Annotated in this window: 1 protein-coding gene and 1 pseudogene; both read right to left on the reverse strand. The window is 69.4% G+C overall.

What is annotated here, in order from left to right:
- Positions 1–338: response regulator transcription factor (locus tag AC1D01_RS38290; RefSeq protein ID WP_477875256.1), on the reverse strand; the 338-nt coding region annotated here is incomplete at its 3' end.
- Positions 325–513: pseudogene (locus tag AC1D01_RS38295) on the reverse strand (sensor histidine kinase); the annotation flags it as partial. The pseudogene AC1D01_RS38295 and the gene AC1D01_RS38290, both read right to left, overlap by 14 nt.

A 513-nucleotide genomic window follows, 5' to 3' on the forward strand; every position in this document is an offset into this window, starting at 1 on the left:
TCGTCGGTGTTCGACGGCTTGGCCAGGTAGTGGCAGGCGCCGAGCTTGATCGCCTCGACCGCGGTCGCGATGCTCGCGAAGCCGGTCAGCACGACGATCAGCATCTTCGGGTCGTGCGCATGCAGCGCCTGCACGCAGGCCAGGCCCGAGGCATCGCCGTTGAGCTTCAGGTCGACGATCGCGAAGCCCGGCGACCCGGCCTGCAGCGCGGTGGTCACGTCGTCCAGGCTCGCGGCGAGCGTCACGTGGTAGTCGCGCCGCTCGAACGAGCGCCCGAGCGTGCGCGCGAACGAGGCGTCGTCCTCGACGATCAGCAGGCGGCGTTCAGCGTTGTCCATCGGTGGCAGTCACTTCCTCGTCGTCGTCTTCCTCACCCTCGGTCTCGTCCCCGGCTTCCAGCACGATCGCCGACAGCGGCAGCGTGATCTTGACCATCGCACCGCCCTCCGGCCGGTTCGCGGCCTCCACCGTGCCGCCGATCGTGCGCGCCACGTTGACCACCAGGAACAGCCC

The sequence above is a fragment of the Rhizobacter sp. P3_B12 genome, from assembly GCF_056402895.1.